At 70.6% G+C, this 25,128-nt stretch carries 23 protein-coding genes and 1 pseudogene; 11 read left to right on the forward strand and 13 right to left on the reverse strand.

Features of this window, described 5'->3' with window-relative positions:
• Positions 1-149: 149 nt before the first annotated feature.
• Together IEZ08_RS01605 and IEZ08_RS01610 are read left to right on the forward strand one after the other, a co-directional pair.
• Positions 150-1,235 (forward strand): transporter substrate-binding domain-containing protein, encoded by a 1,086-nt coding sequence (locus IEZ08_RS01605; protein ID WP_068922082.1) that lies wholly within the window; start codon positions 150-152, stop codon positions 1,233-1,235.
• A 17-nt stretch (positions 1,236-1,252) separates the two neighbouring features.
• Positions 1,253-2,356, forward strand: coding sequence for a hypothetical protein (locus IEZ08_RS01610; protein ID WP_084779722.1), 1,104 nt, complete (start codon positions 1,253-1,255; stop codon positions 2,354-2,356).
• Between the two features lie 30 nt (positions 2,357-2,386).
• Here the strand turns inward: IEZ08_RS01610 and IEZ08_RS01615 are convergent, their stop codons facing one another.
• Entirely contained in the window at positions 2,387-2,632 is a 246-nt protein-coding gene (locus IEZ08_RS01615; protein WP_068922083.1) for a DUF2630 family protein, read from the reverse strand.
• Positions 2,633-2,824: 192 nt separating this feature from the next.
• On the opposite strand from IEZ08_RS01615, the gene IEZ08_RS01620 reads away from it, so the two are divergent.
• The gene (locus IEZ08_RS01620) at positions 2,825-3,085 is read left to right on the forward strand and encodes a hypothetical protein (protein WP_189241498.1); all 261 of its coding nucleotides are present in this window, start codon (positions 2,825-2,827) and stop codon (positions 3,083-3,085) included.
• A gap of 310 nt (positions 3,086-3,395) precedes the next feature.
• Positions 3,396-5,102: a 2-isopropylmalate synthase gene (gene leuA / locus IEZ08_RS01625; RefSeq protein WP_068922085.1), complete on the forward strand. Its 1,707-nt coding sequence runs from the start codon at positions 3,396-3,398 to the stop codon at positions 5,100-5,102.
• 84 nt (positions 5,103-5,186) lie between these two features.
• Here leuA and IEZ08_RS01630 read toward each other — a convergent pair whose 3' ends face one another.
• The 8 genes from IEZ08_RS01630 to IEZ08_RS01665 form a co-directional block, all read right to left on the reverse strand.
• Positions 5,187-5,906 carry a hypothetical protein gene (locus IEZ08_RS01630; RefSeq protein ID WP_068922086.1) on the reverse strand — a complete coding sequence of 240 codons (720 nt, stop codon included), beginning with the start codon at positions 5,904-5,906 and terminating at the stop codon, positions 5,187-5,189.
• Between the two features lie 113 nt (positions 5,907-6,019).
• Complete coding sequence (locus IEZ08_RS01635) at positions 6,020-6,610, reverse strand: hypothetical protein (protein WP_189241499.1); 591 nt, start codon at positions 6,608-6,610, stop codon at positions 6,020-6,022.
• Positions 6,607-8,823: a serine hydrolase family protein gene (locus IEZ08_RS01640; RefSeq protein ID WP_068922088.1), complete on the reverse strand. Its 2,217-nt coding sequence runs from the start codon at positions 8,821-8,823 to the stop codon at positions 6,607-6,609. The genes IEZ08_RS01635 and IEZ08_RS01640 overlap by 4 nt, the downstream gene beginning before the upstream one ends.
• Complete coding sequence (locus IEZ08_RS01645) at positions 8,820-9,062, reverse strand: hypothetical protein (RefSeq protein WP_068922089.1); 243 nt, start codon at positions 9,060-9,062, stop codon at positions 8,820-8,822. Before IEZ08_RS01645 ends, IEZ08_RS01640 begins: the two co-directional genes overlap by 4 nt.
• 362 nt (positions 9,063-9,424) lie before the next feature.
• A complete protein-coding gene (locus IEZ08_RS01650) occupies positions 9,425-10,309 on the reverse strand; it encodes a DUF6082 family protein (RefSeq protein ID WP_189241500.1) in 885 nt (294 codons plus the stop codon).
• A 16-nt stretch (positions 10,310-10,325) separates the two neighbouring features.
• The gene (locus IEZ08_RS01655) at positions 10,326-10,925 is read right to left on the reverse strand and encodes a DUF6879 family protein (protein WP_068922091.1); all 600 of its coding nucleotides are present in this window, start codon (positions 10,923-10,925) and stop codon (positions 10,326-10,328) included.
• The gene (locus IEZ08_RS01660; RefSeq protein WP_068922092.1) at positions 10,918-11,187 is read right to left on the reverse strand and encodes a hypothetical protein; all 270 of its coding nucleotides are present in this window, start codon (positions 11,185-11,187) and stop codon (positions 10,918-10,920) included. The genes IEZ08_RS01655 and IEZ08_RS01660 overlap by 8 nt, the downstream gene beginning before the upstream one ends.
• A 93-nt stretch (positions 11,188-11,280) precedes the next feature.
• Positions 11,281-12,006, reverse strand: coding sequence for a TetR/AcrR family transcriptional regulator (locus IEZ08_RS01665; RefSeq protein WP_068922093.1), 726 nt, complete (start codon positions 12,004-12,006; stop codon positions 11,281-11,283).
• A 136-nt stretch (positions 12,007-12,142) separates the two neighbouring features.
• Here IEZ08_RS01665 and IEZ08_RS01670 point away from each other — a divergent pair, with 136 nt between their 5' ends.
• From IEZ08_RS01670 to IEZ08_RS40770, 4 genes and pseudogenes are all read left to right on the forward strand, one after another.
• On the forward strand, positions 12,143-13,105 hold the full coding sequence (locus IEZ08_RS01670) for an NAD-dependent epimerase/dehydratase family protein (protein WP_229802845.1): 963 nt from the start codon (positions 12,143-12,145) through the stop codon (positions 13,103-13,105).
• A gap of 113 nt (positions 13,106-13,218) precedes the next feature.
• Positions 13,219-14,139: a Gfo/Idh/MocA family protein gene (locus IEZ08_RS01675; protein ID WP_189241501.1), complete on the forward strand. Its 921-nt coding sequence runs from the start codon at positions 13,219-13,221 to the stop codon at positions 14,137-14,139.
• 110 nt (positions 14,140-14,249) lie between these two features.
• Positions 14,250-14,934 (forward strand): annotated as a pseudogene (locus tag IEZ08_RS40765) (Clp protease N-terminal domain-containing protein); the annotation flags it as partial.
• A gap of 140 nt (positions 14,935-15,074) precedes the next feature.
• On the forward strand, positions 15,075-15,794 hold the full coding sequence (locus IEZ08_RS40770; RefSeq protein ID WP_444980695.1) for a UvrB/UvrC motif-containing protein: 720 nt from the start codon (positions 15,075-15,077) through the stop codon (positions 15,792-15,794).
• A 44-nt stretch (positions 15,795-15,838) separates the two neighbouring features.
• Here IEZ08_RS40770 and IEZ08_RS01685 read toward each other — a convergent pair whose 3' ends face one another.
• From IEZ08_RS01685 to IEZ08_RS01695, 3 genes are all read right to left on the reverse strand, one after another.
• Positions 15,839-16,849 carry an acetamidase/formamidase family protein gene (locus tag IEZ08_RS01685; RefSeq protein WP_189241503.1) on the reverse strand — a complete coding sequence of 337 codons (1,011 nt, stop codon included), beginning with the start codon at positions 16,847-16,849 and terminating at the stop codon, positions 15,839-15,841.
• Positions 16,850-17,016: 167 nt separating this feature from the next.
• Positions 17,017-18,420: an APC family permease gene (locus IEZ08_RS01690; RefSeq protein ID WP_189241504.1), complete on the reverse strand. Its 1,404-nt coding sequence runs from the start codon at positions 18,418-18,420 to the stop codon at positions 17,017-17,019.
• Positions 18,421-18,533: 113 nt separating this feature from the next.
• Positions 18,534-19,631 (reverse strand): substrate-binding domain-containing protein, encoded by a 1,098-nt coding sequence (locus IEZ08_RS01695; RefSeq protein ID WP_189241505.1) that lies wholly within the window; start codon positions 19,629-19,631, stop codon positions 18,534-18,536.
• Positions 19,632-19,717: 86 nt separating this feature from the next.
• On the opposite strand from IEZ08_RS01695, the gene IEZ08_RS01700 reads away from it, so the two are divergent.
• Positions 19,718-20,188 (forward strand): MarR family winged helix-turn-helix transcriptional regulator, encoded by a 471-nt coding sequence (locus tag IEZ08_RS01700; RefSeq protein ID WP_189241506.1) that lies wholly within the window; start codon positions 19,718-19,720, stop codon positions 20,186-20,188.
• A gap of 157 nt (positions 20,189-20,345) precedes the next feature.
• Entirely contained in the window at positions 20,346-22,718 is a 2,373-nt protein-coding gene (locus IEZ08_RS01705; protein ID WP_189241507.1) for a putative bifunctional diguanylate cyclase/phosphodiesterase, read from the forward strand.
• A gap of 67 nt (positions 22,719-22,785) precedes the next feature.
• Here IEZ08_RS01705 and IEZ08_RS01710 read toward each other — a convergent pair whose 3' ends face one another.
• Positions 22,786-24,102, reverse strand: a complete 1,317-nt coding sequence (locus IEZ08_RS01710) for a Glu/Leu/Phe/Val family dehydrogenase (protein WP_189241508.1) — start codon at positions 24,100-24,102, stop codon at positions 22,786-22,788.
• A gap of 425 nt (positions 24,103-24,527) precedes the next feature.
• Here IEZ08_RS01710 and IEZ08_RS01715 point away from each other — a divergent pair, with 425 nt between their 5' ends.
• On the forward strand, positions 24,528-25,079 hold the full coding sequence (locus IEZ08_RS01715) for an Ohr family peroxiredoxin (protein ID WP_141703707.1): 552 nt from the start codon (positions 24,528-24,530) through the stop codon (positions 25,077-25,079).
• Positions 25,080-25,128: the final 49 nt, after the last annotated feature.

Consider the following 25,128-nt stretch of genomic DNA (forward strand, 5'->3'; position numbering starts at 1 on the left):
CCGCGGGCCGTCCGGCCGCGGCTCCGGGCCGTCCGGTTTGATCACTTCTTGGTGACTGTTGCCGTTGACGATCGCACCGCTTCCCGCCGCTGGCGTACCCTGCCCCCAGAATTCCACGGAGGCGGGGGAATTCGGACGCGGAGGACATCGTGCGCATCTGGAGGCCGAAGGCGAAGCCGGGTTCCGGACCGGGCGATGAACTGCCCGGTCCGTCGGCCGAGGCCGTTGCGGCGTCTCCTCCGGATGAGACGAGGCAGGCGCCGGAAGAGCCGGGCGGGGGGAGAGGCGGCCGCCTTCTCCGGCTCGCCGGCTGGCTCGCCGCCATCACGGCGGCGGCTGTCGTCGCGGTCTGGACGGTCGTGGAGACGGGACCGCCCACGGAGGCCGAGCTGTTGGAGCAGGCGGGCCTGAGCGGCCGTGACCGGCTCCTGATCGGGGTGAAGGACGACACCCCCGGCATCGCGATCCGCAAACCGGACGGCGGCTACGAGGGGTTCGACATCGAGATCGCCCTCATGATCGCCGCAGACCTCGGTTTCCGCAAGAGCGAAGTGGAGTTCCTGTCCATCGAGACCGAGGACAGGGCTCGGATGACGGCCAGGAACGTCGCCGGGCAGCATGTCAAGGTCGATCTGGTGGTGGCCACGTTCAGCGTGACGCCGGAGCGTCTGAAAGATCCCGCGATCGGGTTCTCGGCGCCCTATCTGGAGACGCAGCAGTCCGTCATCACGCGCAAGGGGCATCCCGCCATCACCTCGTTGTCGCAGCTGAGGGGCAAGCCCGTCTGCACCCTCGGCGCCTCGACATCCGAACCCCCGGTCAGGCTGGCGGGAGCCGAGGTCACCCCCAAGAACCGGATCAGTGACTGCGTCGCCGGGCTCAAGGACGAGCAGTACGAGGCGGTCACGACCGACACCGCGCTCATGGCGGGATTCGTCCAGAACGAGCCCGACCTGCTCGAGCACCACGACATCGGCCTGGAGGCCTCGGAGCAGTGGGCCGTCAACGCCGGGACCAACCAGGCGCTGCGCACCCTCGTCAACCTCTCGCTCCACCGCTCGGTCACGGACCCGCAGGACCGGCGCTGGGAGGACGCCTACGACAAGTTCATCGCCCCCATGCAGGCGAGCAATCCGGCGGAGCAGATCGCCAGCCGGGTGCAGCCGCCCGTCCCCGAGCCCGACGTGCGACGCTGGCCCTGGGAGCGGGGGATCCCTCATCGGAAGGCCGGATGAGCGGTACGGACGGCCGGATGAGCGGCACGGACGGCCGGATGAGCGGCACGGGCACGGAAGGCCCGGTGGCCGGTCCGTACCCGGCTCCGCTCGCCGGGCCGCTGAAAGGCGGCGCGGACGGGAGCTTCCCCGCCGGGACGCCGCGGGGCGGTCACCAGCAGTGGATATTCGCGATGCTGCCGGCCTTCCCGCTGGCGCTGCTCGTCGTGCGGCTGTGGTACGCCAGCCGACAGGACACCCAGACCCTGCTCCTGCTGGTCCAGCACGTCAGCGCTCTCGGTCTGCTCACCGCGGTGTTGCTGACCACTCTGTGGGTGCTGCCCGCCCTGGTGCTCACCGGCCGTGTCCTGGGCACCCTCTACCGGGTCAGCACCGGCCGTTCATCCTGGTTGTCGGCGGTGGCCGACCGCATCTCCGACTGGATCGTGGTGCTCTCCGTCATGGTCGGGGCGGTGAGCTGGCAGTTGCGCTTCCTGCCCACGCTGGCCGCGCTCTCGCTGGCCGCGCTCGGGCTGACCGTCCACGACCGCCGGCCCGGGCGGCGGGAACTGGTCGTCGTGTTCACGTTGTGGCTTCCGCTGGTCGCGGGGGCCGGGCTCTACGTCTGGCTGGCCCCGGCCATCGGCGAGGCGTTCGCCCGGGGGGACGTGGTCACCGCGGTGCTGCTGACCCTCCCGCCGGGTCTGGCCTGCCTGCTGACCGGTCCCGTCCCGGCCAGGGCCGCCGCGGCGCTGACGTCCACCCTGGCGGTCGCGGTTCTCGCGCTGGCGCCGCTGTTCACCGCGGCCGTCGTGGTGGAGGCGCCGATCCTGCCCCTCGTCGGCCTGGAGATCTCGGAGGAGGGCGCGGAAGAGGAGATCGCCGGAAAAGTGCTGATCGGGCATGTCATCGCGACCGACGACCGGGTCTCCACGTTCCTGGGCCAGGACGGCACCGTGCGGTTCATCGCCAACGGCGCGGTGGCCTCGCAGTTCCTCTGCCCCGACCTCGGGCAGATCCCGCGCAGCCGTGTCGCGCTGCACCGCTGGTACGTCGAGCACAGCGTGCTCGCCTGGTTCGCTCCCGACCCGCTGGCGAAGCCGAGTGACCCCCGGTGCCCGGGGCGCCCGGCCAATCCGTGAGCCGTACGGCGGTGACCGGTCCGCGGGGCCCTACTGGCTGTACTCCTCGACCTCCTCCACCGGGCGCGGCTCGGCGGCACCGGGATCGTCGCCGAACTCCCGGCGTGCCCGGCGCTGCCTGAGCAGGTCCCACGCCTGGTCGAGGGCTTCCTCGATGTATCGGATCCGGTGGTTCTCCTCATGGGAGGAGATCGCTCCGGCGGCCAGGGACGTACGGAGATCCCGTTCCTCGGCAATGAGCCGGTTGATATGCGCAAGGATGTCGTGATCATTCATGTTAAGTCCCCCAATCCCCTCATTTCGGACTTTATCCGACAGGATGGAGGCCGGAGTTCCGGGATGAACGGGAAGGGTAAAGAGGTCATTTTCTGGGGGTTTCGGGGGTTCCATGACGAATAACTTCCCCTTTTCAGGGCAGAGATAGAGGTTAGCGGAAAGTGTTCGCTCGATAGCGAAGAGTGGTCAACCATGGGCGGTCCTCACGAACTGGTGCACGTCGCCACCCGGGCCAACGGCGCCGAGGAGTGGGCGTGCGGCGTCTGCTCCCGCCGGATCCTGCTGCGCTGGCCGCCGAGTTTCGAGCGGCTGGTGCTGGTGGAGGGAGACGAGACCGTCCAGCACTTCGGCACCAAGGGGCCGGTCGCCATGCTGGGAGCGGACATCACCCAGGAGCCCGACGAGGGCGACCGCGAATGGCTCAACGCCAACGGCATCGCCTGGCCGGCGTGAGGCCGGACCGTCACCCCTCCGCGCGGGACGGGGTGACGCACGCCATGTCACCGGACAGTCCGACGATCTCGCCGGGGCCGGGCGCGGCCAGGTCCATACGGCCCGTCAGAGACTTTGCGTTCCGCAATATGAGACCGTGACCGGCACATTAAGAACCGTCTGATAGCGTGCTGTGCGTGCTGCGCGGGCTTCTTCTTCTTAGCCGCCGCGGCGAGGGCCTGTAGCAGGCCGGCTCCCTCGTCGCGGAGCGAGTCATGCGCGTCGGCCGTGATCGTTTTTCCAGCCGATCCCCGTCGAGGAGCACGTGCAGATGTATCCGCAGCAGCCCAGCCCCATGCCCTTCCACCGCTATGAGCCCTTCGCCCCGGTCAAGCTGACCGACCGCACCTGGCCGGACAAGGTCATCGAGAAGGCCCCCCGGTGGTGCGCGGTGGACCTGCGTGACGGCAACCAGGCCCTGATCGACCCGATGGACTCCCACCGCAAGCTCAAGATGTTCGAGCTGCTGGTACGGATGGGCTACAAGGAGATCGAGGTCGGCTTCCCCGCCGCCTCGCAGACCGACTTCGACTTCGTCCGCCAGATCATCGAGGAGGACCGGATCCCCGAGGACGTGGTGATCCAGGTCCTGACCCAGTCCCGGCCCGAGCTGATCGAGCGGACCTTCGAGGCGATCCAGGGCGCGAAGAGCGCGATCGTCCACCTGTACAACTCGACCTCCACCCTCCAGCGCCGCGTCGTCTTCGGCCAGGACCGCGAGGGCATCACCGCCATCGCCGTCGAGGGCGCCAAGCTCTGCAAGAAGCTGGCCGCCGCCTCCGACGTGGACGTCTACTTCCAGTACTCCCCGGAGTCCTTCACCGGCACCGAGCTGGAGTACGCCGTGGAGGTCTGCGACGCGGTCAACGAGGTCTGGCAGCCGACCCCGGAGCGCAAGGTCATCATCAACCTGCCCGCCACCGTCGAGATGGCGACGCCGAACGTCTACGCCGACCAGATCGAGTGGATGAACCGCAACCTGGCCCACCGCGACTCGATCATCCTGTCCCTGCACCCGCACAACGACCGAGGCACCGCCGTCGCCGCCGCCGAGCTGGGCTACATGGCCGGGGCCGACCGCATCGAGGGCTGCCTGTTCGGCAACGGCGAGCGCACCGGCAACGTCTGCCTGGTCACCCTGGGCATGAACCTGTTCTCCCAGGGGATCGACCCGGAGGTCGACATCTCCGACATCGACGAGATCCGCCGCATCGTGGAGTACTGCAACCAGCTCCCCGTGCACCCGCGTCACCCCTGGGGCGGCGAGCTGGTCTACACGGCCTTCTCCGGCTCCCACCAGGACGCCATCAAGAAGGGCTTCGAGCACCTGGAGCGCGACGCCGCCGAGGCGGGCGTGCCGGTGGACGACTTCCGCTGGGCGGTGCCGTACCTGCCGATCGATCCCAAGGACATCGGCCGCACCTACGAGGCCGTGATCCGGGTCAACAGCCAGTCGGGCAAGGGCGGCGTCGCCTACATCATGAAGGCCGACCACCACCTCGACCTGCCGCGCCGCCTGCAGATCGAGTTCTCCCGGGTCGTCCAGGCCCGCACCGACGCCGAGGGCGGCGAGATCACCCCGGGCGCGATGTGGGAGGCCTTCACCGACGAGTACCTCCCCAACCCCGCCAAGCCCTGGGGACGCCTGGGCCTGCTGGCCCACCGCAACTCCTCCGCCGTCGACGACAAGGATGCCATCAGCGCCGACATCCGCGTCGACGGTGAGATCCGCGACGTCGAGGGCGTCGGCAACGGCCCGATCTCCGCCTTCTGCGACGCCCTGTCGCGCATCGGCATCCGGGTCCGCGTCCTGGACTACGCCGAGCACGCGATGAGCGCGGGCAGCGACGCCAAGGCCGCCTCCTACGTCGAGTGCGACGTCGCCGGCACGGTCCTGTGGGGTGTCGGCATCGACGCCAACACCACCACCGCCTCCCTGAAGGCGATCATCTCCGCCGTCAACCGCGCCACCCGCTGACGCCGTACGGCCTCTCGCATCACGGCCTCTCGCATCCGGGCCGGGCATCGGCCTGCCAGGCCCGGATGCCCGCCCGTGCCGTCCTCATCGGAGTCTTTTCCCGTTCTCGGAGCGGACCCCGCGCCGTGGGACGGCGTCCTGCCCCGGGAGGAGAAAGCCGTTGAAGTCCTGGGCGATGCCGCCGGTCTCCTCGGCGATCAGCCGGGCGGCCAGTTCGCCAGCCGCGAGGAGGTCCGGTGTGATCGCAGCCGGGTCCTCCACGTCCATCTCGTACTCGGTGCCGAAGCGGCTCTCGATGAAAAGCACCCGGATCGGGCTCGCACTGCTTCTGAACACGATGGTCTCCTCGTCGACCCGCTCGTGGAAGCGCAGGCCGGGAAGCACTCCGGACAGCAGTTCCGCGAGACGCCGGTCGGGGATCTCATAGCACTCGATCACCGACGCGAGGACGTCGCGGCGGTTGGACGCCGGATGCGACCGTCCGTTGAGCCGCCGGGCCAGCCCCTCGGTGACATCCGGCGGGAAGCAGTACCGCCCGCCGATGTCGCGCCAGGTCTCCTCCAGCACGTAGGCGATCCGCCACCCCGCAGGCAGGCCCGCCCGCGCCTCGACGGCCGGTGTGATCTCGATCGGACCGCGTAGCCGCATCTTCCTCGTCACCCGGATCCCCTTGCGATCCGGGTGCGCGATCGGGCTGCACAGCCGTACGGTCTCCAGCAGCAGCGCGGGATCGGGCCGGTACCCGAGGAGCAGCACCCGTCCGGCGCGCAGACGCCTGGCCTGGAAGAGATCGACGATGCCCATGCGGAAGCTCCCTGAAGGTCCGGTACGACCCCCATGATCGGGTGGCCCGCTTGTCCCTCACTTGGAACCCAGTGGCCCGCCGGGATGCGGAGGAGGAACGGAGGACCGGCCGGTTACGCACCCGGGGTGCAGTCGTAGAGCTCGCCGTAGCGTTTCTGAGCGATGCGCATCAGCTCGATCATGTCCTTGATCGCATCCCTGCCCTTGGCCACCTTGGCGAGATAGATGGTGATCAATTGCTCTTTGTCGTCGCAGCGGAATTTTGCGACTACCCGGTACGGCTGGGCGGCAAATGGGGTGTTCGGCAGATACGCGGCTAAGCCGTCCCCGAGATCGTTGGGAAGCGGGACTCCTCCGTGCCTCGTGTAGACCGCCCGTCTATCGTCCATAACGAAGTCCAGCTGTTCCTGGGGCATCCCATCGCCCTCGCGGAGCCATCTCACTTCCAGTGGGCGCGGGTTTGTGTCCGGTGCCCAACAGTCGCTGTCGCTTTCGTTGCCATCTGTTTTCTCCACAAGCGGCCCGGTCACACCGCTAATCAGGCGAAACGCCTGCTCGGGCACGAGTTTGCAGATATAGGGAGCTGAGTCTACGACCGGGCGGTGAGGCGGAATCGGCGTGGATGCGACATCATTCTCTGGGGTGCAAGCCGTAGCGAGGAACACGAGAGGAGTCAGAGTGACAAAGAGACGACGCAGCTTCACATGCCACCTCCCGGAGAGGACGGGATCTGTAGATCGAGGTAGTCGTCTACATAGCTGGTCCTGCGGAAGGTGTTATGGAAGCGGTCCAACAGATCATCGCTTCCGCCGGTTTCACGTGTCCATGCGAGGAACTGGCTGTATTCCTGTGGGGTCATCTCAGCGAAAGGCTTGATCCTCGGAGGGACTCCTGTCGCGAACGATTGATCTTTCAGGTTGAACCCGTCGAGCATGCCCTTGTTCAGCATGGCTGTGGCGATCATCTGCTCGGCCAGTCTCTCCACCGCGAGCCGGTTGTCTCCCAGTGTCCCGTGGATCCCGTCTAAATTCCGGCCGTCCTCCGACATCCGCCGGGCGACCTGCCTGGAGACCTCGTCGTACGCCGCCCCAGTGAGCTTGTCGTACCCGGTGCCGACCAATCCGCCGAAGGCTCCGGTGGCCAGTTCGCCCACCTGCCTGGCTCCCGGCACTGGGAACAGCCCTATCGCCTCGCGCACCATATTCTTCAGCGACTCATCCGCCTTCTTATCGTCCAACCCCTGGGCGATCAGCACCTGGCGGCGGATCTCCGTGATGTGGCCGAAGGGACGTGCTTCGGCCACGATCCGGTCGGTCAGGAACTGTTTGATGTCGGCCTTGTCGACCCGACCATCCTCGTCGAAGTCGAACTTCTTGACGTCGGCCTCCGTGAAACCGAGCTTTTCGGCGTTCGCCAGGGTGAGGCCGACCGGGGGAACGGTGTCGAGCGCCGCTCGCATGTGCTCGGTCTGCGCCCGTATCAGAGCCTCGAAGCCGGCATCGTCACCGGTGGCCAGTGCCAGCGCGTAGGACAGGTCCTCGGCTGAGGCCTTGCCGAAGGTCGCATGGTTGAGAAGGAGCCGGGAGAACTGGTCGATGTTCGCTGCCATCGCCTGGGCCAGGGGATAACGCAGAGGCGCGAGGCGGTCGAGAGCCTCCCTGTCCTTGATCGCAAGGTTGCCGCTGTCGGCCTTGGTGAAGGCGGGGCGGACCTCGTCGGCGAGGATTCTGGTCATCTCGGCGGCGAGTTTCGTGGAGGTCGCGTCCTGGCCGGTCGTCGCGGCGATCAGCGCGTTGTTGAACGGCCGGTAGTCGTCCAGATAGCGGAAGGCGTCCCACCGGGTGGTCAGCATGTAGTCCAGCACGGATTCCTTCCACCCCGCCGGGACGTGGTCCAGCAGCGCCTGGGATGCCTCCTTGCTGGAGCTCGCCGCGTGGAACAGGTCGTCCACGATCGACGACCTGGTCTGCTTGCCCGGACTGGTCGCCTCCGACCCCGGTCGCAGCAGGCCGCCCAGCCCGAGCGCACCGGCCAGATCGAAGATGGGGATCTGGTCTCCCGCGAAGACTCGGCCCAGCGGGTCCCTGCTCGCCGCCCACTCGTCTTTGCGCTGCTCGTGCTCGTAGACGATCGCGTCGCGTCCGACGATCTCCATGAACTTCTTCGAGAACGGCGGCTTGCCGTCGTGGGCGCGCCACAGCAGCGCCTGCGCCTGGTATCCCGAGTACTTCACATCGCCGGTCTTGTGCTCCGCCCGGCCCTGTTTGACGAGGTCCCGCAGGAAACCGCCGCCCAGGTAGCCGGGGTTCTTCGGATCGGTTCCCCTGGCCAGGGCCGCGCTCAGCATCCCCAGGGCCTTCTTGCCCGAGGAGGAGAGCTGGGCGACCCGGTCGGAGTCGCCGTGCTTGCGGGCGTCGTTCAGCTGCGCGGCGAGCGAGCCGGGCAGCCTGGTCACGCCCCCGGCGCCCAGCAGGCCCAGGAACACCTTGACGAACTCCGCGTCTCCGGTCCGTGACGCGTATTTCTCCAGTTGCGCCAGTGCCGCGGGGTTCCCGTCGGCGGCGTCCAGTACGGCGCGGGCGGCGAGGGTCCCGTCCAGCAGCCCCTGGGCCGCTTCCAGCCTGTCGGGCATCTCCAGGAAGCTTCCCGCGGGCGTGCTCCTGCCGAAGGCGACCTTCTGCCGCTCCATCTCGTGGATCAGCTTCTGCCGTCGTCGCAGATCCTCGGCCTGCGTGGTGACCCGGTCGGCCAGCTCTCTCAGCCGGGTCGCCGGGGTGGTGTCGAGCCCGGCGCCCTGCAGCTCGCCGTACAGTGCCTGCGCCAGCCGGTCCAGCCGCTCGGCGGTCTGCGTGTGCTTGTCCGCCATCGTGTCGAACTCGGGCTGCTTGACCCCGGTGAACTCCGGACCGGTGGTCATGGCCTGTCCGGTGACGACGCCAGCTTCTGGTTCGCGCTGTGCACCGCTTCGGTGAGCATGGCGCGCAACTCGCGCTGGTCGGCGTGGACCTGGGTGCCGAACCGGGAGCCCGCGGGCCCCACCCACGTGTCGTTCTCCATCAGGCGGCACGAGGGGTCGAGCGCCCACCAGTGCTCGTCCGACAGCCGCTGGATCCGCTCCACCGCGGCCCGCATCGCCTCGCGATCGAGATCAGTCACGATGATCCCCTCGTACGGCTCGCTGTACCGGAAACAGACCGGGAGGCGGCGTCCCCCACATCTCCCACACGGTAATCAACAGCATGTAAACAAAACAAGCTTAAGGGCGGTGAAAACCGATGCGTGATTCCCGAAGACCGTTCGGAAATGGTTTTCCGCTGGTTGTGAGCCTCGTTCTGCTGTGAGTGGAAGATGCGCGGGGCTCAATGACCTCATCCGATAAGGATGCGATCTTTTCGGAATTTTGTCGGGAAGAATCTGCTGCGGACGGCCGATCCTTTCTCCGCGGGAGGCGCGGCCGCCGGCCCTCCTGGAAGATCTGGTTCTGCCCGCCTGCCGGGGAAGGGGCAGGCGGGGCGGGGTCACCGCGTGCGCTGTCTGGTGACCGCCCGGCGGGCGGCCTCCACCGCCGCGGGTACGGCCAGCAGGGTCAGGGCGAGCAGGGCCGGCCGGACCTGCCGGGCCCTGCCGAGGGGCGCCCGGAAGGCGGCCGCGGCCGGAGGGGCCGGGGGAGCGGAAACGGCCGGGGGAGACAGGGGGGCGGGGAAGTCCGGGGGTGACGACGGGGCGGAAGGGGACGGCGGGGGCGGAGGCGGGGGCGGGGACGATGCGGCCGGAGGGGAGGGCGGCGTCTCGCCCGTGGCGCGGAACTCCTCGTCGAGGATCCGGTGGAAGCGCCGCTCGCGCCGGGTGGAGGTGCTGGTGACCCGGAGGTCGCGGACATTGGTCCAGTAGCGGCGGCCGGCCGGCCCGGAGAACAGCACGCGGGCGATCGAGCGCAGGTGGTCCTCGGTGATGGCGCCCAGCTCGTACTCCATCGACCACTGCGAGATGATCAGGTTCACGTACATGTGCTCCCGCGGGATGTCGGAGTCGTCGGATTCGAAGAACGGACCCCACGCCCGGCGGTAGAGCGGATCCTCCATCGCCATCTTCATCAGGTCGGTGTGGAGCATGCGCAGCGTCTGCTCGCGGTCGGACTTGGCCTCGCGGGCCTGCAGGACCAGGGAGATGGCGACGCCGATGAGCGCGAGGACCGACAGCAGCGTGGAGGCCGCGCCGTACGTCTGGCCGATGAGGCTGAGGTGCTCCCAGTTGTCCGCCTGCGCCCCCAGCACGTCGAGGGCGAGCGGGGAGATCGCGACGAGGCCGGAGACCAGGACGACGACGACCAGGAACAGGACGGTCGTCAGGATCCGGCTGGGGAGGCCGCGCGGCAACCGCTCGGAGAGGCGGCGCGGTGTCACGGGTGGCTACCTCCGCTCAGGTGCCGGGCTTGGGTGGCGGCAGGGGGGAGATCTCGCGATCGAAGTAGCTCAGCAGGTCCTCGCCCTGCTCGTAGAGTTGGGAGAGCTCGGCCCGGCAGGAGCCGAGCAGTTCGGGGTCGTCGATGCGGCGGGCCCCGCTGAGCGTGCCCGTCGTGTCGTACAGGACCTCGTACATGGTCAGGGAGCCGAGGACGACCACCTCGGGCAGCCGCTCCCCGGAGCGTTCCAGGTGGGCGACGGACTTGGCGGGCAGGACGCGGATGCGTTCGCCCGTCTCGGCGCGGATCCTGAGGATCTGCATCTCCCACTGCAGGTACGGGGTGACCGGCTGTTCCACGACGCGGACCCGGTGCAGCTCCGGCCCGGAGGCGGAGGCGATGTCCGCGCGCATCTCCTCGGCCAGCACGAGTGAGCGTTCCCAGTCGCCTGCGATCATCGCGTTCCAGCTCGCCACGTCCGGCTCGCGGAAGTGCTGGCCCCGCTCCAGCTTCCAGAAGGGCCCGTCGCCCAGGGTGCGGAAGACGGGCCAGAAGTCGTCGAGGTAGGCGGTCGCGTCCAGCGGACGGCCCGGCGCGGCTCGGACCCGGTCAAGCATGGGGGATGTCCGATCTGGCGGCGATGAGCGTGACGCGGGGGATGATGACGATGCGTTCGTCCTGGGCGACGGACACGTCGTCGGGGAGGCGGCCGGTGTAGGCGGCGGTGAGGTCGCGGCCGACGACGGCGAAGTCGCCGTTGTCGAGTTCCCAGATGTCGGGACAGGAGGGACTGCTGTTCGTCGTCCCCAGCTCGCTCGCCGGCTTTCCGAGCCGGCGCTTGAAGTCGGCCGTTGGGCTGGCTTCCCACGGTCGGATCACTGCTACCTCCAGGACGGCGCTGATGGTCTCAGTGTGCCCACCGACGTGAACTGGGAGAATGACTGCTTCTGACACGTTCCGCTTACTGATCCACTACTTTCCGTGCACCGGGGAGGAGTCGGCGACCGGCAGGCCGAGCAGGGCGGCGTGGCAGCGCATGGCGTGGTCGAAGGCCGTGCCGGGGTCGAGGACCACACTGTTGAACTGGCCGAACAACTCGAAGCTCACCCAGCCGAACAGTCCGGTCCAGGCGGCCAGGGCCCGGGCGACCACGTCGTCGGGGACGCCGGGCATGACCTCGCGCACGCGTGCCGCGTCGCCGGCGAACGGGCCGGGCACCGGGGGGAAGCCGCCCGGTGGGCGCAGTGCCCCGGCCCGGTGGGCGTCGGAGAGGATCCGGCCGTAGACGGCGGTGTCGCGGACCGCCGCCTGGACGGTGTCCATCGGCGCCTTGTAGCCGGGCACCGGCGAGCCGTACAGCAGGGCGTACTCGTGGGGGTGGGCCAGCGCCCAGTCGCGCACGGCGTGGCAGACCGCCATCCACCGTCCGGTGTGATCCTCGCGCGGGCGGGCGGCGTCGGCGTTCTCCACGGCCTCGCCGAGGGCGTTGTAGCCGTCGATGATCAGCGCGGTGAGGAGGTCGTCCCGGGAGGGGAAGTAACGGTAGATCGCCGAGGAGACCATGCCCATCTCCCGGGCGACCGCGCGCAGTGAGAGCCCCGCCGCGCCGTCGGTCGCCAGCTGACGGCGGGCGATGTCGGTGATCTCGCGGGTCAGCTCGGCCCGGACCCGTTCCCGTGCTGTACGGCCTGCGTTCATGTGACGACCGTACCAGAGCGCCGCAGAAAAGAGAGAGCACTGCTCTTGACGATCTGTGCTCCATTGGGAGAGCATTGCTCTCGAAGCGGAGCGGATCAACGCCGCCCGGCGGCTCGTCCAGAGCCGGTGGACATCGATGAAGGGGACAACAACCATGGGCAAGCACGTCATCGCCGGAGCGGGACAGGTCGGCTCCCAGGTCGCCGCGTTGCTGACCGAGCGGGGGCACGAGGTCGTCCTCGTCAGCCGCTCCGGCTCGGGTCCCGACCTGCCCGGGATCCGGAAGGTCGCCGCCGACGCGTCCGACCGGGAGCGGATGGCCGCCCTGACCGAGGGCGCCGACGCCCTCTACAACTGCGTCAACCCGCCCTACCACCGCTGGGCGCAGGACTGGCCGCCGATGGCGGAGTCGCTGCTGGGAGCCGCCGAGGCCGCCGGAGCCGGATACGTCATCCTCGGCAATCTCTACGTCTACGCCGCGCCCGGGCGGCCGATGCGGGAGGACGACCCGCTCACCCCGCCCTCGGCCAAGGGCGCCATCCGGGTCCGCATGTGGCGTGAGGCCCTGGCCGCGCACGAGGCGGGCCGGGTCCGGGTGACCGAGGTACGAGGGTCGGACTACTTCGGTCCCGGCTGCCGGGACCAGTCGCACATGGGGGACAGGCTCGTCCCGCGCCTGCTCACCGGCAAGGTGATCCGCTACATCGGCGACCCGGACCAGCCGCACAGCTGGACCTACGTGCCCGACGTGGCCCGCGCCCTGGTGACCGCGGCCACCGACGACCGGTCCTGGGGCCGTGCCTGGCACGTGCCGACGGGACCGGCGATGACCTACCGCGCCGTGGCGGAGCGCCTGTGCGAGCTGGCCGGAGTCCCCGGCCCGGCGGTCAGGACGATGCCCCACTGGCTCCTGCGCACGGCCGGAGCCTTCTCGCCCATGCTCGGGGAACTGGAGGAACTGCGCTACCAGTTCGTCCGGCCGTTCGTCCTCGACTCCACGGACTTCCAGGCCACCTTCGGTACGGCGCCGACGCCCATGGACGAGGCCCTGGCCGAGACGATCGCCTGGTGGCGCTCCCTGCTCGACAGGGCGGCATGAGAAGACCGCCCGATGTCCGCCCGATGTCCGCCCGGTGTCCGCCCGGTGTCCGGTTCCGGCCGGGCGCCGGAACGCGCCCCGCCCGCCGCAGCCGCAGGCCGTAGGGTCGCCGCATGAAGATTGCCATGATCGGTCTCGGGGACATCGCGGAGAAGGCCTACCTCCCGGTCCTGACCGCGCTGCCCGGCCTCGACCTCCACCTGTGCACCCGGGACCGCGCCACCCTCGACCGCCTCGGCGCCGCCCACCGGATCGAGCGGCGGTCCACCTCGGTGGAGGAGGTCGTGAAGGCCGGCGTCGAGGCGGCCTTCGTGCACGCGGCGACGGCCGCGCACGCGGAGATCGTCGAGCCGCTGCTCCTCGCGGGCGTCCACGTCTACCTGGACAAGCCGATCGCCTACACCCTCGCCGAGTCCGAGCGCCTGGTACGGCTGGCACGCGAGCGGGGGCGGTCCCTGCTGGTCGGCTTCAACCGCCGCCGGGCGCCGTCCTACGCGGACCTGCTCGGCCTGCCCCGCCACCTGATCGTGATGCAGAAGAACCGCAGGAACCTGGCCCAGGACCCGCGGATCGCGGTCTTCGACGACTTCATCCACGTCGTGGACACGCTCCGCTTCCTGGTCCCCGGCCCGGTCGAGCACACCGGCATCCGGGCCCGGACCGGGGACGGCCTGCTGGAGCACGTGACGCTGGAGCTGTCCGGCGGCGGCTTCACCGCGTTCGGGATCATGGACCGGGTGGGCGGCGCGGCCGAGGAGACCCTGGAGGTCATGGGCGGCGGCGTCAAGCGCCGGGTGGTCAACCTCGCCGACGTGACCGACTACGCCGGGGGCGAGACCCTGACCCGGCGGGGCGACTGGACGCCGGTCCCCCGGCAGCGCGGCATCGAGCAGGTATGCCTGGAGTTCCTGGGCGCCGTCCGCTCCGGCACGGTGATCGACGCCGCCGACGCCCTGGCCACCCATGCCCTCTGCGAGGACATCGTCACGGCGGCCTTGACAGGGCGCCCGTTCGGGACGTCGATGGGAACGTAGATCTCCTGCCCATCACGTCGGCCACGGCCCGGACGGCTCCCCGGCGCGGACCGTCCGCGCGGAACGGGCCGGACGGGATCCGTCCGGGGCCGCAGAAGGGACGACCGGCGATGTTCGAGAGGTTCACCGACCGCGCACGGCGGGTCGTCGTCCTCGCCCAGGAGGAGGCGAGGCTGATCAACCACAACTACATCGGTACGGAGCACCTCCTCCTCGGCCTGATCCACGAGGACGAGGGCGTCGCCGCCCAGGCTCTGAAGAGCATGGACATCAGCCTCGCCCGGGTGCGCCAGCGGGTCGAGGAGATCATCGGCCAGGGCCGGTCGGCGCCGTCGGGGCACATCCCCTTCACCCCGCGCGCCAAGAAGGTCCTTGAGCTGTCGCTCCGCGAGGCCCTGCAACTGGGGCACAACTACATCGGCACCGAGCACATCCTGCTCGGCCTGATCCACGAGGGCGAGGGCGTGGCGGCCCAGGTGCTGGTACAGCTGGGCGCCGACCTCAACCGGGTGCGGCAGCAGGTCGTCCAGCTGCTCCACGGCCACCGCGGCAGAAGGCCGGCCGCCGCGGGCGGGTCCGGGAAGACCGTGTCGCCGACCCTCCCGGTGTTCCTCGACCGGTTCGGCCATGACCTGACCTACGCCGCCCGCAAGGGCAGGCTGGAACCGGTCGTCGGCCGCGAGCCGGAGATCAGGCGGGCCATGCAGACCCTGCTGCTCCTGCGGCGCAACCGCCCCCTGATCGTCGGCGAGCCGGGCTCCGGGAAGACGGCGCTCGTGCGCGGGATCGCCCAGGCGATGACCGCCGAGGACGCTCCGCCGGGCCTGCGGGCGGCCACCGTCCATCTGCTCGACGTGAACGTGATAACGCACGAGGTCCGCGACCGCGAGGATCTGCAGGTGTGGGTCGACAGCCTGGCCGAGGAGTTCGACGGCATGCGGAATCTCGTTCTCGCCCTGGACGACGCCCTCACCCCGATCCGCTCCCTGCCCGTGCCGGGCGGCGTCCTGTCGCTGCTGTGGCCGGCCATCGAACGCTCCGGCATCAGGGTGATCGCCACCGCGACCCCCGAGGACCACCGCAGGTACGAGGCCGAGGAGCCGGTGATCAGCCGGGCCTTCAGGGCGATCCCCCTGGCGGAGCTGTCCGCCGGGCACACCGCGCGCGTCCTCGCCGCGGCTCGGGCCGGATACGAGGAGCATCACTCTGTGACGATCGGGCCGGACATCGTGGCCGCCGTGACCGAGCGGGCCGGGACGATCTCACGCGGACAGGTCCTTCCCGGCGGGGCGCTCGACCTGCTCGACCACGCGTGCGCGCAGGCGGTCATGCGCGGCCGGGCCGGTTCCGCGGAGCCCGTCCTGCTCAACGAGAAGCTTGAGGAGAAGATCGAGAAGATCCGGCGGGAGAAGGAGGCCGCACTGGACGAGCAGGACTTCGAGAAGGCCGCCAAACTGCGTGACCAGGAGAAGACCGTCCTGCGGCGGATGAGCCGGCGGGGCCGGAAGGAGGACGGGACGGTCGTGCCGGTGACCCTCGGCGACGTCGAGGAGGCCCTGGCCCTGCTCGGTCCGCCGTACCGGCCCCGGGGAGGTGAGGCCGGTACGGCGGGCAGGGACGGGGAGGGCAGGTCCGAACCGCCGGAGTCCGGGTGACGCGGCGGCACGGAGACTCCCCGGGGCGCGTCCTTCCCGGGGCGTCAGCGCTCGGACAGGTAGCGGCGGCCCAGAGCGCGCAGGCGGTCGTGAGCCGACTCGTAGACGGCGGGGCCTCCGAGGATGTCCTTGGGGAGCTTGGCGACCATCGTGTAGTTGGTGTCGCAGACGTTGCCCACCGGGGCCTGACCGGCCTGGCTGACGAGCTGGTAGGCGTCCATGGTGTCCAGGCCGGTGAGCGCGGAGGTCCAGGTGACCAGGTCGTGCTGGCTGATCCGGTAGGCGTCCTCCAGCGGGCGGGCCGAGCCGGTGGACATCAGGTGGCCGTCGTCCTCCAGACGCGGCCAGGGGGTGACCACCCCCTTGATCAGCTCCACCGCCACCACGGTGTTCATCGCCGCCTCGACCGCAGTGCCGCAGACCTCGCCGTGTCCCTGCCGGGCATGGCCGTCGCCCAGCGCGAACATGGCCCCCTCGACGTTGACCCCGAAGTACACGGTCACCCCAGCGCGCAGTTCGGGGGTGTCCATGTTGCCGCCGTGGGCGTCCGGAGTGATCGTCATGCGGGCCTCGGAGGCGCCCGGCGCGACGCCGACGGTGCCGTGCATCGGATCCAGCGGGAGCTCGACCGTGAAGTCGCTCCGGCGGGCGTGGTAGCGGACCACGCCCTTGTCCGCGTCGACGTCGTAGCGCCAGACGATCTCCTCCAGCGGAGGCTGCAGCATCGCCGTGGTGTGGGTCCCGGTGAGCGCGCCGAAGTGCGGGAAGGTGGTGGACACTGCCCAGTCCCTGGCCGGCTCGATGGCGACGAAGTGCAGGGCGAGCGTGTCGCCGGGCTCGGCGCCCTCGACGCGGAAGGGGCCGGTGACCGGGTTGAGGTAGGGGAACTCGCAGACCCGCGAGGGCAGGTCCTCCACCGAGCGGACCCGGCCGCCGAAGCAGTCCTCGGTGTACAGCTCCAGGATGTCGCCGGGCCGTACGGTGCCGACGGGGGGACGGCCCCCGAAGGTGTAGGCGAGATCCTGTTCGCCGGGGCGGTAGGAGACGACGTTCATCGCGCGCCCGCCCTGGGGAGGAGGGACGCGGCCGGCGGGGGTACCTCGAATATCTCGAACAGGTCGGACATGTAGCTCTCCTCGGGGCGGGCGGGTTCTGCGGTGGTTCGTCTGTCTGCGGTGGTTCGTCTGTCTGCGGTTCGTCTCTGAGATGGTCCGGCGCGGGGTCAGCGGGGCTGCTTCGGAGCGGCGGCCGAGGCGTCCAGGCCGGGAAGGGTGGGGCGGCGGCCCGTGAGGTAGGAGGCGGCCAGCGCCACCACGCCGATGCCCAGCCAGATCAGGCCCAGCGCCTGGGCCGCGATGCTGGCGTTGATCACGACGTAGACCAGGATCGCGAAGCCGATCGCCGGGGCGATCAGATGCCGCCACCAGTCGCGGCTGCGCTGTCGTACGACGTAGTGGACCACGACCGAGACGTGCAGGGCGAGGAAGGCGGTCATCGCGCCGAAGTTGACCAGCCCGCTGATCAGGCCGATGCCGTCCTCGCGGGTGGTCAGGTAGAGGCCGGCGGCCAGGGAGATCGCGGCCACGAGCAGGGTGGCGTTGACCGGGACCCGGTGGGCCGGGCTGACCTTGGCCAGGAAACGGGGGAGCTGGCGGTCGCGGGCCATCGCGAACAGCAGGCGGGAGGTGGCGGCCTGGGCGACCAGCGAGTTGGCGAAGCCCCAGGCGATGGCGGTGGCGACGGCGGTGAGCACGCCGAGCCAGTGGCCTCCGGCGAACTCGGCCATGTCGTAGAAGGCGGTGCCCTCCGGGTCGCCCTCGTTCAGCAGCCTGGTCCGGTCCGGGGTGAGCAGCGCGCCCACCCAGGTCTGCGCGATGAACAGCACGCCCGCCAGCCCGAGCGCGGCCACCATGGACCGGCCGAGCTGCCGGCTGTCCTCCTGGTTCTCCTCGGCCAGCATCGAGATGCCGTCGAAGCCGAGGAAGGACAGGACCGCGATCGAGACCGCGCCGAAGACCAGCGGCCAGGAGAACGTCGAGGAGTCGAAGAGCGGGCTGAGCGCCCCCGCCTGGGCCTTGCCCTGCGCCAGGGCGACCAGGCCCACGACCAGGAAGACGGCCAGCACGGCGAGCTCGCCGATCAGCATGATCTTGGTGATCCGTGCGGTCATCTGGATGCCCGCGTAGTTCACCGCCGTGTTCAGCAGCACGAATATGATCAGCCAGCCCCAGACGGGGATGAAGGACACGAAGGAGGCCATCGCGTAGCTCGCGATGAGGTAGAGCAGGGCGGGCACCAGCACGTAGTCGAGCAGGATCACCCATCCGGCCAGGAAGCCGACCGGCGGGGCGATGCCCCGGCCGGCGTAGGTGTAGACCGAGCCGGCCATCGGGAAGGCACGGGCCATCTGCGCGTAGGACAGCGCGGTGAAGGCCATCGCGACCATGCCGATGACGTAGGCGAGGGCGACCATGCCGCCGGAGCCCTGGAAGACGCTGCCGAAGATGCCGAAGGGGGCGATCGGCACCATGAAGATCAGGCCGTAGACGAGCAGGTCGGTGAAGGTCAGCGTCCTGTGCAGTTCCTGCCGGTACCCGAAGTGCTCAAGGGAGGGGTCGGTTGCCATGGTGGCTCCTTGATGAGGGGGCAGCCGTACCCTAGGGCAAATCCTTGAATCAGAAAAGTTTTCTACAGAAAGCTTCTTGCTCCGGGAGACCCGGCCCGGCGCACGCCCACGGGTCAGCGCACGATGTCGAAGTCGAGACCGTCGGCCCGGCCGAGATGCGCCCGCCGCCGCACGCCCCGCCCCCGGAGTGTCAGCCGTCCCCGCGCCGTCACGATCGACGCGCCGTCGGCGGCGGCGTCCACCGCCGGCACCGCGAGCGTCCCGGCGCGCGAAGCGAGTGCGGCGAGCATCAGCACCGCCTCGTAGCACCCCTGTCCGTGCCCGTTGAGCAGCGGCGCGGTGGGGCCGAAGCGCCGGACGTAACGCTCGCCGAGGCTCATGCTGTCGTCGGTGACCATGCTGGAGAAGTACCCCATCGCGCCGTAGAGCTCGCCGGTCGCGTCACCTCCGATGCCGAGCAGGCCGTGCTCCTCCAGCGCCCCGCAGAGCCGCGGGAACGACAACCCCTCCGCGGCGAAGGCCCGGTTGAAGGCCACGAGATCGCTGCCGATCAGGCTGAGCAGGACCGCGTCGGCCCGGCTGGCGACCAGCTCCTCCAGCAGGGGCGCGACGTCGCGCACGCCGTACGGGACGAACCGCTCGCCGACCACCGCGGCGCCGTGCGCGGCCAGCAGGCGCCCGGCCGCCCGGTGGACCAGGCGCGGCCAGACGTAGTCGTTGCCGAGCAGGAACCACCGGCGGGCGCGGCGGTCGCCGGTCAGCCAGTCGATGCCGGGCCCGAGCTGCTGCTCGGGCGTCTCACCCAGGAAGTAGACCCCGGGCGCGTGGCCTCCCCCCTCGTACGGCGGGGCGTAGACGAACGGCACCCGCCCGGCCACCGCCCGCACCACCGCTATCCGCACGTCGCTGCCGCAGGTGCCGGCGACCGCGTCCACGGCGCCGCAGGCCACGAGCGCGCCGGCCTCGGCCGCGACCCGCTCCGCCGGACGGCCGCCGTCGATCAGCACGAGCTCGACCCGTCTGCCGAGGATCCCGCCCGCGAGGTTGAGTTCGTCGGCGGCGAGGACCGCGCAGTTGACGGCGCACGGCCCGACCAGCCCGAGGACCCCGGAGACCGGGACCACGAGCCCGACACGCAGTGCGGTGCCCGCCAGCAACCGGGCCTCAAGGGGGTCGATGACCGGGGTGACGGCCGGAATGGCTTCTGCCACGCAGACGAGTATCCTCCCGGAGGGACGGGTACGGCAGAGCCGTTATCCAGCCGGGACATGGGCCGGGACAGGGACGGGAGCTCCACGTGGTGACGACCGGGCTGGGATCCTCACTCGCCTACCTGCTCAGCAGGGCCGAGCGCAGCGTCAACCGGGGGCTGGCCGCCGCGCTGGCGGCCGAGGACGTCACCGTCGAGCAGTGGCGCATCCTGCGGGGCCTCGCCGACGGGCGGGGTCACTCGATGGGCGAGCTGGCCGAGGCCGTGCTGATGCCCCATCCGACGCTGACCAAGGCGGTCGACCGGCTCGTGGACCGCTCGCTCGTCTACCGGGGGCACGCCCCCGCGGACCGCCGCAGGGTCGCGGTCTTCCTCGCCGATCGCGGTGCCGAGCTGCTCGCCCGGGTGGATGGCGGGGTGGCCGAGCACCACCAGGTGATCGAGGCGGCCTACGGCCCGGAACGCACCGAGCGGCTCATGCGCGACCTGGAGAGCCTGGTCAGAGCCCTGGACGGACAGGCGGACCCCCTGTCCCTCCCCGGCCGCGCCCGTCCGTGACCGTCCCGGCCGGTGACCCGGAGGGGATCCGTCCGGCGGAACGCTCAGGGCCCGTCCGTCCCGGCCGATGACGTGCTCTGAAACGCTCAGGGCCGGCCCTCTCCGGCCGATGGTGCGCTCTGAGAGTCATCGGCCAGCAGGACGGAGGGGGAAGGCGATGAGCCGGCTTCCACTCGGGGCGTTTCCCTCCGCCCTGTCACGCCCCGCCGGCGGTTCCCGGGTGTGGGCCGCCTATCTCCTGCTCGGGACGGCGCTGACCGCCGCCGCCCCCTTCCTCGCCTCCGTCTCCCCGACGCTGGGGGTTCTGGTGTGGGTGCTGCTGCAGGGAGCCTCGGCGACGGCCGTCATCGCGGGAGCGCGCCTGAACCGGCTGACCGGGTCGTGGCCCTGGCGGCTGCTGTGCGCGGCCTCCGTGCTCGCCTGGCTCTCGACCACCCTGTTCTGGGCCGCCGGGCACGTCTGGCTGGAGCTTTCCGGCGCCATGGTCCTGTACCGGGCCGGCACCCTGAGCGCCTACGTCCTGTCGCTGGCCGCGCTGGCGATGCTGAACCTGCGGGTCGAGGGCTCCCGCGCGGCGGCGCTGCTGGACGCGGGCATCATCACGGTCGGCGTGGCCATGCCGTTCTGGACCTTCCTGGTCGGCCCGATGATCGACGGCAGCGGGCACACCGGCGCGCACCTGGCGTTCGCGGTCGCCATCCCCGTCATCGACCTGTTCGCCTTCGGCCTCCTCATGCGGCTGGCGCTCGACAACGGCCGCGCGCTCTGGCTGGGACTGCTGAGCGCCTCCTACGTCGCGCTGTTCGCCGGGGACGGCGTCTACCTGCTCAACCAGGTGGCGGCCCAGCCCTCCGGGCCCGTCTCCACGATCGGCTGGCTGGGCTTCTCCGTCCTGTCCGGCGCCGCCGTCCTGCACCCCAGCCTCGGCTCCGCGCACCGGTTGCGGACCGCCCCCGTGTCCAGCCGGGCCCGGGTGGTGACGTTCCTGGCGCTGGCGCTGCTCAGCCCGCTGGGCTCCGGCCTCGGCCGGGCCCTGCTGGACGTCCCCGGGGCGCACGAGCCCTTCGGCGAGCTGGTCACCACGGCGTTCACCGTGCTGATGGCCGTACTGCTCGTGCTGCGCCTGAACACCGTCGCCCGGGTGGCCGAGAACCGCGCGGGCGAACTGGCCACGGCCCTGCACCAGCAGGAGATCCTCCAGCGCAGCCTGTCCTACCGCGCCCTGCACGATCCGCTGACCGGGCTGGCCAACCGCACCCTGCTGGGCCAGTCCATCCAGCACGCCATCACCGCCGGCGCCGCCGTGCCCGGGACCCCTCCGCCCGCGCTTCTCCTGCTGGACCTGGACAGGTTCAAGGACGTCAACGACACCTACGGTCACGCCGTCGGCGACGAGCTGCTCACCCACGTCACCCACCGGCTGAACACCACCGTCGTCACCGACGGGCAGACCCTGGCCCGGCTCGGCGGTGACGAGTTCGCCCTCCTCCTGCCCGCGGCCACCGCCGAGGACGCGCTCGCCGTGGCCCAGCGCATCCTGGCCGGGCTGCGCGCCCCCTACCGGCTGGGCGGCCGGGAGCTGTACGTGACCACCAGCGTCGGCGTCCTGGCGGGGCTCCCCGTCGCCAGCCCGTCGGAGGCGCTCCGTGACGCGGACCTGGCCCTGTACGCCGCCAAGAACGCGGGCAAGGACCAGGTCACCGTCTTCGCCCCGGCGCTGCGCCACGCGCAGCTGGAGCGCACCCGCCTGACCGCGGGCCTGCGCCAGGCGGTCGAGGGCGGCGAACTCGTCCTGAACTATCAGCCCGTCGTCAACCTGGCCGGCGGTGAGATCCGGGCGGTCGAGGCGCTGCTGCGCTGGAGCCCGCCCGGGTCGCGGCCGGTGCCGCCGGACGTGTTCATCCCCATCGCCGAGGAGACCGGGCTCATCGTCCCCATCGGCCGGTGGGTGCTGGAGCAGGCCTGCGCCGACGCGCACCGCTGGCACGAGCAGTACGGCATCTCCGTCACCGTCAACATCTCCGGCCGCCAGCTGCGGGAGGAGGACTTCACCGAGATGGTCCTCGGCACGCTGGCCCGGTACGGCCTGCCCGAGGGGGCGCTGGTCCTGGAGATCACGGAGAGCATGCTGCTGGCCACCACCCCGGCCGAGACCCAGCGCCTGATCGCCGTTCTCACCGCCCTGCGCGAGCACGGTGTGCGCATCGCCATGGACGACTTCGGCACCGGCTACTCGTCCCTGTCGTACCTGCGGACCCTGCCGGTCGACATCCTCAAGATCGACCGATCGTTCACCACCGCGCTGACCGACGACGACCAGCGGACCCGCGCCTTCACCAAGGCGATCCTGGAGCTGGCGGCCAGCCTGCGCGTGGACACCGTCGTCGAGGGCGTCGAGCTGCACGAGCAGGCGGTCCTCCTGCAGCGGATGGGCTGCCCGCTGGCGCAGGGCTACCTGTTCTCGCCCCCGGTCTCCGCCCTGCAGATCGACAACCTGCTGAGCCTCAACCCCTGGCGGCACGCCGCCTGACCGGAGGACCGCGGGCCCCGCCGGGGGAGCCCGCGGTCCGTCACGGGCGAGGATCAAGGGCGGAGGGTCACGGGTACAGGCCGCGCAGCCGGTGGGCCTCGGCGACCCGGCCCACGCCGATGACGTGGGCGGCCTGGCGCAGTGTGATGCCGCGCTCGGCCGACAACGCCGCCACCGCGTCGTAGGACTGCTCCATCAGGTCGCGGAGCTTGACCTCGACCTCCCCGGCGCTCCAGGAGTAGGCCTGCGTGTTCTGCACCCACTCCAGATAGGAGACGATCACACCGCCCGCGTTGGCCAGGATGTCCGGGACCACCGTGGTCCCGGCGTCGGCCAGGATGCGGTCCGCCCCGGGCGTGGTGGGACCGTTGGCGCCCTCCACGATGAGGCGGGCCCTGATCCGGGGGGCGTTCTCCTCGGTGATCACACCTTCCAGGGCCGCCGGGACGAGGATGTCGACGTCCAGTTCCAGCAGGTCGGCGTGGGACAGGGCGTCGGCGTGGCGGTAGCCGTACACGCCGCCGGTCTCCTCCACCCAGGCCCGCAGGTCGTCCACGTCGAGGCCGGAGAGGTTCACCACCGCGCCGGTGACGTCGGAGACCGCGACCACCCGGCAGCCCGCGTCGGCGAGGTAGCGGGCGGCCGGCGCGCCGACCTTGCCGAAGCCCTGGACCGCGACGGTGCGGCCCTCGGGCGAGCCCGGCAGCGCCCTGAGCGCGGAGATCTGCACACCGCGCGAGGTGGCCCCGGCCCGGCCGAGCGAGCCGCCGAGGGTCATCGGCTTGCCGGTCACCACGCCCGGCACGGAGTAGCCGGCGTTGACCGAGTAGGTGTCCATGATCCAGGCCATGGTCTGCTCGTCGGTGCCGACGTCGGGGGCCGGGATGTCCTTCTCCGGACCGATGATCGGCAGGATCTCGTTGACGTAGCGCCGGGTGACCCGCTCCAGCTCGCGCGGGGTCAGCGAGGCCGGATCCACGGCGACGCCGCCCTTGGCGCCGCCGTACGGGATGCCGACCAGCGCGCACTTCCAGGTCATCCACATGGCCAGCGCGGTGACCTCGTGGAGGTCGGTGGACGGGTGGAAGCGGATGCCGCCCTTGGCCGGGCCGCGGGTGATGTTGTGCTGGACCCGGAAGCCCTGCACGACGTCCATGCGCCCGTCCTCGCGGCGGACGGGAACCGCGACGGTGAGCGAGCGGCGGGGGGTCGCGAGCATCGTGCGCAGCCCGTCGTCCAGGCCGAGCTGGTCGGCGGCCTGGTCGAGCTGGAAGAGCGCGGAGTCGAGGGCCTGGCGGCCCGGGGTGAGCGGGGAGGGGGTGAGGGGGGAGGGGGTGAGGGGGGACGGGGTGGCCGGCGTCGTTGACGGCACCGTGATCGACATGAAGGAGGTCCTCCATATGGGAAGTGGAGCGCCGTTGCTCCACTCATGGTGGTTTGTCATGATCAGCGTAACTATGGGGGTTAGTCGCACCAAGACGGACACGTTGCGTTCTTGCGACCGATCTTTGTGTGTCGCACCCCTTGCCCGCCGATCTGTTGTCACGAGGAAATCGCCTGCGCCCGGGGAAGGGAACCCGCCACTGTGGCGGGTCCGCCGGTCGTTGTACGCCGGTTTGGAGCAGGAGGGCGCGAGGTGCCCGCCAGGGCCGTGATCGCCGTATCCGCGCCACATCTGGGTCGCGTCTGTGTCGCATGGTGCGTCGCGGGTACGTAGCCGACGTTTCCACGGTGCCGCACAGGCAGGCCCGGGACGGGGAGCGCGGCGCCGTGAAGCCCTCCCGGGCATCGAGATCAGGGGGCGAACTCATGAACCACGACGCGCGGCCAGACCCGCAACGGCCTGGCACCACGGTGGCGTCCGACTACTCCGGGCCCGGCGTCGAAGCCGAGACCGCCGGAGACGGCGCCGCTCCGCGGGACGCCTCGGGGGAGGCGGACGGCTACAGCACGTTGTACACGGCACGCGCCTCGTCCCGCGGCGGCCGGACCGGACGGGTCACGGCCGAGGGCGGGACGCTCGACCTGGAGATGAGGGCGCCGCGGGAACTCGGCGGTCCCGGCGGGGCCGTCGATCCCGAGCAGCTCCTGGCCGCCGCGTACGCGGCGTGCTTCCACAACTCCCTCGAACTGGTCGCCGGGCGCGGGGGAGTGGACACCGGCGGCGCGAGCGTCGATGCGGCCGTGGAACTGCGCAAGCGCGGCAAGAGCGACGACTACGCGATCGGCGTCGAGCTGACGGTGCACCTGCCGCAGGCCGACCCGGAGACGGCCCGGCGCCTCACCGAGCAGGCGCACCGGCACTGCCCCTACTCCAAGGCGCTGCTGAGCGGTGTGGAAGTGGGCGTGCACGTCGCGTGAGACCGCTCCGGGCGGGAACCGGAGTGAGGCCGTCCGAGCAGGGGCGCAG

Source organism: Planobispora rosea (genome assembly GCF_014648175.1).
Classification (GTDB): domain Bacteria; phylum Actinomycetota; class Actinomycetes; order Streptosporangiales; family Streptosporangiaceae; genus Planobispora; species Planobispora rosea.